The organism is Pseudochrobactrum sp. B5 (assembly GCF_001939785.1).
GTDB lineage: Bacteria > Pseudomonadota > Alphaproteobacteria > Rhizobiales > Rhizobiaceae > Pseudochrobactrum > Pseudochrobactrum saccharolyticum.
Genome location: NZ_MOYL01000007.1, coordinates 102,947 through 111,475, shown reverse-complemented (window position 1 = coordinate 111,475; position 8,529 = coordinate 102,947). Strand labels below are relative to the sequence as shown.

General features: G+C 57.6%; 8 protein-coding genes and 1 tRNA gene. 3 read left to right on the top strand and 6 right to left on the bottom strand.

Annotated elements, in window-relative coordinates:
* Window positions 1-226: 226 nt before the first annotated feature.
* The 3 genes from BKD14_RS19410 (at window position 227) to BKD14_RS17665 (ending at window position 1,539) form a co-directional block, all read left to right on the top strand.
* A tRNA-Ser gene (locus BKD14_RS19410) sits at window positions 227-289 on the top strand.
* Between the two features lie 372 nt (window positions 290-661).
* On the top strand, window positions 662-1,087 hold the full coding sequence (locus tag BKD14_RS17670; protein ID WP_075657474.1) for an organic hydroperoxide resistance protein: 426 nt from the start codon (window positions 662-664) through the stop codon (window positions 1,085-1,087).
* A complete protein-coding gene (locus BKD14_RS17665; protein WP_075657473.1) occupies window positions 1,084-1,539 on the top strand; it encodes a MarR family transcriptional regulator in 456 nt (151 codons plus the stop codon). The genes BKD14_RS17670 and BKD14_RS17665 overlap by 4 nt, the downstream gene beginning before the upstream one ends.
* Before the next feature lie 136 nt (window positions 1,540-1,675).
* Here BKD14_RS17665 and BKD14_RS17660 read toward each other — a convergent pair whose 3' ends face one another.
* The 6 genes from BKD14_RS17660 to BKD14_RS17635 form a co-directional block, all read right to left on the bottom strand.
* Window positions 1,676-2,500 carry a DUF3313 domain-containing protein gene (locus tag BKD14_RS17660; RefSeq protein WP_075657492.1) on the bottom strand — a complete coding sequence of 275 codons (825 nt, stop codon included), beginning with the start codon at window positions 2,498-2,500 and terminating at the stop codon, window positions 1,676-1,678.
* A gap of 222 nt (window positions 2,501-2,722) precedes the next feature.
* Window positions 2,723-4,060, bottom strand: a complete 1,338-nt coding sequence (locus BKD14_RS17655) for a HAMP domain-containing sensor histidine kinase (protein WP_075657472.1) — start codon at window positions 4,058-4,060, stop codon at window positions 2,723-2,725.
* On the bottom strand, window positions 4,060-4,731 hold the full coding sequence (locus BKD14_RS17650) for a response regulator transcription factor (protein WP_075657491.1): 672 nt from the start codon (window positions 4,729-4,731) through the stop codon (window positions 4,060-4,062). Before BKD14_RS17650 ends, BKD14_RS17655 begins: the two co-directional genes overlap by 1 nt.
* 362 nt (window positions 4,732-5,093) lie before the next feature.
* Window positions 5,094-6,431, bottom strand: a complete 1,338-nt coding sequence (locus BKD14_RS17645) for an LLM class flavin-dependent oxidoreductase (RefSeq protein WP_075657471.1) — start codon at window positions 6,429-6,431, stop codon at window positions 5,094-5,096.
* Window positions 6,432-6,487: 56 nt separating this feature from the next.
* Entirely contained in the window at window positions 6,488-7,327 is an 840-nt protein-coding gene (locus BKD14_RS17640) for an ABC transporter permease subunit (RefSeq protein ID WP_075657470.1), read from the bottom strand.
* A gap of 9 nt (window positions 7,328-7,336) precedes the next feature.
* The gene (locus BKD14_RS17635) at window positions 7,337-8,500 is read right to left on the bottom strand and encodes a betaine/proline/choline family ABC transporter ATP-binding protein (RefSeq protein ID WP_075657469.1); all 1,164 of its coding nucleotides are present in this window, start codon (window positions 8,498-8,500) and stop codon (window positions 7,337-7,339) included.
* Window positions 8,501-8,529: the final 29 nt, after the last annotated feature.

The following is an 8,529-nucleotide window of genomic DNA, read 5'->3' as shown; positions in this document are numbered from 1 at the left end:
TCCTTGCGGGCCCCTGATTAGGCTTAAAATCTACGACCCGTTACCAAAAAAAATCCCGCTCAAAGAGCGGGCTGTTTGTTTGGTTGCGGGGGCAAGATCTAATCTTTACTTGCTGCCCGAGCAAGTAAAGATGGTTGCGGGGACCGGCGTCGATCATAACTTGCGATCGACGCCAGCAAAGATGGTTGCGGGAGCATGCACTCACCTTCACTTGCTGTTCCGGACAGCGGCATAGGTTCCGATCCTTGCCAAGGTTGGGGTCGAGGGTTCGAATCCCTTCGCCGCTCCAGATTTTATAAGAAAATCAGGGGTGTAATCAGGGGCTGCCTTCGGGCGGCCCTTCCCTTTTCTTGGCTGGTCAACACCTGGTCAACACCGAACAGCCATTTGCGATCTGAGTTTCCAGATTCGGTGCGGAGACCCCTTGGGGTAGGTGCGACTGAGTCTCCCGGGAAATGTTGGAGATCGGATAAAGTCGTATAGCTGCGACGGTTGCGTCGATCGCTTCGTCGGGTAGTGCATCGCAGTATGCCATGGCGCACATCTGGCTCAGCTCTACCTCAGGCTCCTGCCCAAGGCTTGCAAGCGGCTACGTGTTGACACGGACCGATATATTGTTAGCAATATATCTTGTAACCATACAAATGTCAGGAACAGAGCCGTGAGCATACTTTACTCCACCACAGTGAATGCCATTGGCGGCCGAAGCGGAACCGTACGCAGCACGGATGGCCTTCTCGACCTCAGGCTGGCACTGCCGAAGAAACTCGGCGGCAAGGAAGACGCTACTAATCCAGAGCAACTTTTCGCCGCTGGCTATGCCGCCTGCTTCGGCAACGCCGTGATCCACATCACGCGCAATAAGGAGCAGAAGATCAAAGACGATGATATCGACGTCGCAGCGACGGTCGGCATGGAGTCGAACGGCAGTGGCGGGTTTGCGTTGACGGTCGCGCTCGACGTGACGATCCGGGGCGTCGATCAGGCAACGGCCGAGGCTATCGTCGCCGAGGCGCACAAGGTTTGCCCCTATTCCAATGCCACGCGCGACAACATCGATGTGACCCTTTCCGTGAAGGTACAATGAGTGCGTCGGAGGCTGCATCGGACCCGCTGCAACTCGATTCCCAGCTTTGCTTTCCGCTTTACGCTGCAACGAACCTTCTACAGCGCCTGTACCGGCCGCTGCTCGAGCCGCTCGGACTGACCTATTCGCAATATCTGGTCATGCTGGTGCTGTGGCAGCGCTCGCCCGTCCCTATCGGTGGGCTGTGCGAGCGCCTCCATCTCGACATCGGTACTCTCAGCCCTCTTCTCAAGCGGATGGAGCGCGCCGATCTCATCACCCGCCGGCGTGACGTCACCGACGAGCGGCGCGTCCTGATCGATCCAACCGCGCGTGGTCGCGCGCTGCGCGATCGGGCGGTCCCAATCCCTGCGGAAATCGCGAGCCGAACTGGTATGAGTACCGCCGAAGCAGATGATCTCCGCGCGTTGATGCCTGGCCTGATCACTAAGCTCGCCAGAGCCCCCGCCTGAGCCATGCATGCGATGGGTTCGGACGGTGATGCGGTCCCGACAGGACGGTTCGAAAAGCCGCTGCGCGTGCCGCACGGACCTGAGATCTTCCGCGTGGTCGATGCGCTCCGTGGCGGCGATGTGCGATCGTCCAGGCTCATTGTGATGCGAGGGGCTTGGGCTTCCCATCGGTCCACTCGGGCGGAAGGCCGAACTTGCCAGCCACAAGACCTTGTACGCCGGGCGCGCGCCCGAACGCCTCACACGCCGGGTATTTCGGCTTTCCCCCGAACCAGGACTGCACACCGTGCCTCGTTGGAAGCGAAATATCGAGCATTTTCGGTTCCCGGCCGGTGACTAACAAGCGAGAAAAGTCGGTCGCGAACCGCGTCGCCTGGCTGTACGCGTCAGCCACCTCGGAATAACGAGGTTTGTCCTGTATGAAGTTTGCACCACGACCCCACATCATTGCAGCGCGCTGAACATTCGCGGTATCGACGGCTTCCGCCTCGACGGAGAGACCGCCGAGGCCGACCGGAATGCGCGGTATTCCAATAAGTGGTATGTTGTCCGGAAGCGCAAACCCGCCACCCACACTTACCACGGTTGCGGCGGCCGCTACGTCCTTATTCGTCGGTACGATATCTGTCACGACGGAGCGGATCGTCAAATCTGCCGGCTGGTTAGAAGGAACCATCTGATATTTGTCGCTCAGTGCGACGCACAGAGCTCGATCGAGTGCGTTCGTAACCAGAGAACGATCGCCCTCCGATTTGACCCTTGAAGCGGCAACGGAGGTGAAGCCGGCCGGCAAGATGCGGATGGTCTTCACCTGTGCCATGTGTGGACCGTCAACGTAGAGTCGCCGCTTTTTTCCGAGCTTGTCAGTCGGCGCGCCGAGATTGCCATAGGAGGTGAGTGTCCCGCTTTCCTTCAAGGGCATCGAGGTGCACCCCGTTGCGGCCAGGCCGATGCCCAGCATGAGTAGCGGAAAGAATCGCTTCGAGGCGATGTCGACCGATCGTCGGGAGAGATTGAGTTTGATGCGCACTTTCGACGGCCTCCGTATCTAGCTTCGGGAGGACAGTCGGCGCGCAGGATTGCCGCAGCATTACAAGGGGGTCTTAGGAAACGTAGCGCGCCGCTTCAGGAAAATCGAGCGCAGCTAGTGATTTAAGTTCATGACTTAGTGAGACGCGGATCGTTAAAGTCGGATCGTTATCGTCGTACCCTGTTCGCCGCTTTGGACGAGGACGCGACCCCCATGATTGGTGACAACCTGCTTGACCAGGCTCAGACCAAGCCCGGTCCCCTGACTTTTCGGGGTCACGCGGTAAAACGGTTCGAATATCAGCTCCTGATGTTCCGCCGGTATTCCCGGCCCCTGGTCGGATACCGCGACCGCGCCGTCTGATAAGACAGAGACGGCAATCTCTCCCTTGCCGCCGCAGTGATCGACTGCGTTGCGAATGAGGTTGGTGATTGCTCTCGCCAGTGCCGGCGCGTTTCCGGCCCGTTCGAGCCTTTCAACATCACTTTGAAAGGAGATCTGGTAGCCCGCCGCGATCGCTACTGGCGCTATCTCCGCCACGACTGTTTGCGCGATTTCAACCAGATCCACCGAACCATCGACATCCGTTACCTGATCGTTCCGCTCAAAATCCAGGAGTTGCTCGGCGGTATCCGCCAGCCGAGCGACGTCGTCCAACAGGCGGCTACGCTCTTGCCCGTCTGGCATCCCGTCAATCCGTGTTTGCATGATGGCAATCGGCGTTCTGAGTTCATGGGCTGCGTCGATCAGGAAGCGTTGACGTTTCCGTGCCTCGTTTTCGAGGCGCTCAAGTGCTCCGTTGAAGGCAGTAACGAGGGGCGCGACTTCCTTGGGGATGCCGTCAACCGGAAGGCGTGTCCCATGCTGGCGTGGTTCGATTCGAGCAGCCTTCTCGGCGACGTCACTGATCCGCCCAAGCGCGCGGCCGACGATCCGCGGCACAGCAATGAAAATCGCAGGCAAGGCGACCGCCAAGAGCGAGGCGTAGATAGGGTACGCCCTGGCAAGGAGCGCAAGGACTGGTGAGCCTTTGTCCGCAACGCCGCCGAACAGAATTCGCACAGTACCGACGGCAGTCTCGGCACTGTCGATTGTTGCGACCTCGTTGGTCGCAGAGGATCCCCGTATATCTGCATCATCGAAGAGATGAACGAAATTGACGAGCTCGGCATATGCCGGCGGGATTGCGCCAAAAGACACGGAAGTGCCATCAGTTGTCGCCACTACACACCAAAGCGCAGAGTTCTGTTCCTTGAGCGCCCTGAGTCGCGGCGTTTCCTGTAGCGCCAGATTTCCCCGGCTGTCGCGCACGGCCGACTCTGCAATCGCGGAGCCGACCGTTTCCTCCATGGCGATGTTGGGCGACATGATGGTCGCGGCCCATACGCAAAGTCCGAGAATCACCGCTCCAACCACAACGACGATGACCAGGCTGAGTTGCCAACTCAGTCTCCATCGAAGTGACGGGTTCGATTGCGCTGCTATGCCCATCACTCTTCCTTCAGGAGATACCCGACGCCACGGATGTTGTGGATCGCCACGCCGGAACCGGCATCCGTCAATCGTTTCCGCAATCGCGAGATATGTGCATCGATTGCGTTAGACTGGATTTCTTCCTCGTAGTTATAGACCGCCTCCTCCAGCGTCGACCGAAGGACGGTCTTGTTCTTTCGCTTGGCGAGGGCGACGAGAACCAAGAGTTCGCGCCGTGGAAAGTCGAATTGCAGCGAGTCGATCGCCACGCTGAGGTGCAGCGGATCGATGACCATCCGTCCGGCAGTGATTGCGGGCTCGGCCAGGTTTACCGGCCGTCGAAGAACCGCACGCACGCGAGCCAGGAGTTCCTCGACCAGAAATGGCTTGCCGATGTAGTCGTCTGCGCCGATATCCAGCCCCTCGACCCGCTCCAGCGGTTCGTTACGCGCGGTCATGACAATGATCGGCGTATCCCGCCCCGACCGCCTCAGCTTCGGAACCAATGTCAGCCCTTCCCCGTCGGGCAGGCGCCGATCGAGCAGGATGGCGTCGTAGTCGTTCTGAAGCGTCAGTTCGAACGCGTCGGCGAGATGTGTTGTGTGGTCGGTGACGATACCGTGCTTGCCGAGGGCGGCCGCTAAGGCCACTGCCAGCTCCTTTTCGTCCTCTATCATTAGAAGTCGCATCGCCCGGTCGCCTTTCTGCTCTGTCGTTATCCTCGTCGCAGGTTGCGGCAACATTACAGAAGGCTGAGTTTGGCGGCAGTCGCGTTGCTTCGATGTGCCACGGTCGTAGCGAGCGACCGTCGCAGCGATTCGATGACCTCAGGAAAAGACGTTGCTCGGTCAATCATGGTTGCTTCGGTTGACAATCGCTTTGTGTAAGCGACGGAAGCCCAAAGATTTACGAGTGTTGCGGCAGCAATACGTCCCCGCAGTGGGTGGAAACGGCAAAGAAGACGGGGAAGGATCAGCGATGTGCCGGCACCGATGCAGTAGCTAGAACTGGCAAATCTTTTCGAGCGTTGATTTGCCAGTTCCAATTAATTCTATCGGCTCAAATCAGCCTTCGGTGAGAGACCTAGATTCTCACGGAGGGTAGTGCTTTCGTAGCGCGTCCGGAGCAAACCGCGATGCTGAAGTTCCGGCACGACGAAATCGGTAAACTCCTGGAATGAGCCGGGCAAATAGGCCGGCGAAATAATGAAGCCATCGCCCTGCTCGTCTTTGAAATAGTGTTCAAGATGGTCCGCGATCTGCTTGGGTGTACCGGCGATTTGAGGAAGCAACGTTCCCTCGCCGTATAGCCTTCCGACATCCCCGATCGTGAGATTGTCTTTCTTGGAAAGTTTTCGAGCGATGTTCAGCATTCCCTGTATCCCGCCAGCATCTGGGACGTTCTCGAAAGGCTCATCCAGCGAGTATTTCGAGAAATCAACGTCGAGCTGAATGGCCAGGCCAATCAACCCCGCGACTGGATCAACGAGTGAGTTGTGGAAGGCCTGCTTTTCTCTGGCGATCGATTCAGTTTCGCCAATGAAAGGGATAAATGCCGGGAAGATTTTCGTCCCTTCCGGATCACGTCCGGCGGCAGCGAGTCTTGATTTTACGTCTTTGTAATGCTTGCGGCGTCCTTCTTCGGTCGGGTCGATCAGGAATACCACTTCTGCCCATTTCGCAGCGAAATCTCTTCCCCGATCTGATGAACCTGCCTGCATGATCGCGGGACGGCCCTGCGGACTATGAGGAACCGTCAGGGGCCCGCGTGTCTTGAACCATTTGCCATTAAAATTGACCGGGTGGACTTTTTCCGGATCGGCAAAAATCCCCTTCTCCTTATCCAGAATTAGAGCGTCAGGCTCCCAGCTCGACCAGAGCTTGAATGCCGCTTCCAGGAATTCATGCGCACGTTCGTATCGCACTGAATGGTCGAGGAGCCGTTCGACGCCGTAGTTCTGCGCTTCGGAGTTCGATACCGATGTGACCACGTTCCAGGCAATGCGTCCTTCTGTTAGATGATCCAGTGTCGCGAACGAGCGGGCCAGATCGAAGGGATGACCGTACGTCGTCGTGCGAGTTACCCCGAGACCAAGGTGGCGTGTAACGTTAGCCATGGTCAGTGCGATATAGGACGGATCGAGGCTCGCGACAAACTGCACTCCCTTTTCGACCGCTGGCTTGATACTGTCGCCATACCGAAGTGGCGCAGACAGAACGTCTGCAAAAAACACGAAGTCGAAAAATCCGCGTTCCAACGTTCGGGCGACGTCCTGATAGATTTTAGGGTCTGGATACTTTTGGCTGGCTCGGGGATGTTTCCACGACGCATCGCTATGAAGCGTGGGCGACGGGTTGAGATAGCCGGCAAGATGCAGTTTCTTGGACATTCTAAACTCGATAATTTTGATGTTGCGGGGAATACCCGATCGAAGAACCGGATTTCCTATCTTGATGCCGGTTTTTCGCGTGAGGCGATCCGTTTGGTAAGGCGGTCTATGAGGATGGCCAGGATGACCACGGCAAGGCCGGCCAGCACACCGCGACCGACTTGAAGCCGCGAGATGGAACGCATTATCTCATCGCCGAGGCCACCAGCGCCGATCATGGACGCTATGATGACCATCGAAAGGCACATCATCACGCATTGGTTCACGCCAGCCATGATGGACTTTGCGGCAAGAGGCAGTTTGATCAGAAACAGGATTTGGCACCGGTTTGCGCCAAAAGCCTCTCCGGCCTCCACCGCATCCTTTTCCACCGAAGTCAGGCCATGAGCCGTAAACCTGACCGGGAGAGGCATAGCGAAAAATATCGTCGCCACCACGCCCGGAACGGTCCCCACGCCGAAAATCAGAACGGCGGGGATCAGCAAGACGAAAGGAGGCATGGTCTGCATGAAGTCAAGGACAGGTTCCAGGAGCGTCAGCAGGCGCTTTGACTCGGAAATCAGAATCCCAAGCGGAATGCCTATGATCAGGGACAAAAGAGCAGAGGCGAGGACCAGTGAGAGGGTGGACATGGCGGGAGCCCACAGCCCCAAGGCGGCTATGAACGTCAGCCCGATGATGCTGAAGGCACTGAGGCCTATGCTTCCCACCAGGAGCGCCACGACTGCAACAATCACGATCAATAGCCACTGAGGCGTTGCCATCAGTGTAAAGGAGATGCTGTGTTCGAGCGTTTGGATGATAAACGAGATCGTATCGAAAACGAACGAGAAATGGATCGAAATAAAGGTTGTGAAAGTGTCGATTGCCGATGCGAGAGTAGCTGCGAAGTCCATTGTTTCCCCTCACTGAGCCTGTAATGCGCGCACGACCGAGTGCGCCGTAACGGCTCCGATGAATCGGCCTTCCTCGTTTACGACGAGGGCTGCGGTTGCATGGCCCGAGAGCTGGGGAAGGACGGGAGCGAGCGGGCTGTCGAGCTGAAGCTGGATGAAATCGGAAATCAGGTGGCGTTTTGCGGTTTCCGAATAGGTTTGGTCAGCCGAGGAGGATCGAATGATACCGATCGGTCGGCGGTCCGAATCCACAACTGCGATGAGACCACCATATTTCGATGGCTTGTCGAATGAAGGATGAGCGGTATCGGCTACGGTCACGGGAAATTCCCGATCCAGCCCATGCTCTGCGGTCAGGAGGCGGGTTTTGTCTACACCTTCGATGAATCGCTTCACGTAATCGTTCTGTGGCTTCAGCAGCACGTCTTTCGCTGCACCCTGTTGGACAATCTCGCCATCTTTCAGGATGACCAGATCGTCGCCCAGGATAGCGGCCTCGTTCGGATCGTGAGTCACGAACACAATCGTCTTGTGCAGCGACCGCTGCAACCGCAGCAGTTCCTGCTGGAGTTCCGCTCTAATGAGAGGATCAAGGGCGCTGAACGGTTCATCCATCAGGAGGATGGGAGTATCCATCACCAGGGCTCGGGCGATTCCCAAGCGCTGGCGCATACCGCCGCTGAGTTCCGAGGGACGGCGATGCTCCCATCCCGACAAGCCGACAAGATTCAGGATTTCTGTCGCGCGTGCGCGACGCTCCTTGACTGGCACGCCCGCGATCCGGAGACCGAAGGCAACATTGTCCACCACCGACATATGCGGCAACAAGGCGAAGTGCTGGAACACCATGCTTAGCTTCGTCGCTCGGAGATGCCGCAGCTCCTTGTTCGTTAGGCCAATGACATTTTTCCCGTCTATTGTGACCTCGCCTTCCGATGGTTCGAGAAGTCGGTTGACACACCGCAGCAGCGTTGACTTGCCGCTCCCCGACAGACCCATGATAACAAAGATGCGGCCGGACTGGACGGTCAGGCTGACGTTCTTCAGCGCGTGGAAATCTTCGGTAGATCCTGACGCACGCCGCCGGAAACGCTCGACTATCGAGCGCTTCCGATCAGTGCGATAGGTCTTCGTAAGATTTTTGATCTCGATGATTGGCTTCTGATCGTTCATGCGGTTGCCACTTGCGGCCACTCAGGCGC

What these genes read in the sequence shown, in the direction of transcription:
- BKD14_RS17640 (WP_075657470.1), bottom strand. Translation starts at nt 7,327, where the DNA reads ATGGACTTCGCAGCTACTCTCGCATCGGCAATCGACACTTTCACAACC.
- BKD14_RS17635 (WP_075657469.1), bottom strand. Translation starts at nt 8,500, where the DNA reads ATGAACGATCAGAAGCCAATCATCGAGATCAAAAATCTTACGAAGACC.
- BKD14_RS17645 (WP_075657471.1), bottom strand. Translation starts at nt 6,431, where the DNA reads ATGTCCAAGAAACTGCATCTTGCCGGCTATCTCAACCCGTCGCCCACG.
- BKD14_RS17650 (WP_075657491.1), bottom strand. Translation starts at nt 4,731, where the DNA reads ATGCGACTTCTAATGATAGAGGACGAAAAGGAGCTGGCAGTGGCCTTA.
- BKD14_RS17665 (WP_075657473.1), top strand. Translation starts at nt 1,084, where the DNA reads ATGAGTGCGTCGGAGGCTGCATCGGACCCGCTGCAACTCGATTCCCAG.
- BKD14_RS17655 (WP_075657472.1), bottom strand. Translation starts at nt 4,060, where the DNA reads ATGGGCATAGCAGCGCAATCGAACCCGTCACTTCGATGGAGACTGAGT.
- BKD14_RS17660 (WP_075657492.1), bottom strand. Translation starts at nt 2,500, where the DNA reads ATGCTGGGCATCGGCCTGGCCGCAACGGGGTGCACCTCGATGCCCTTG.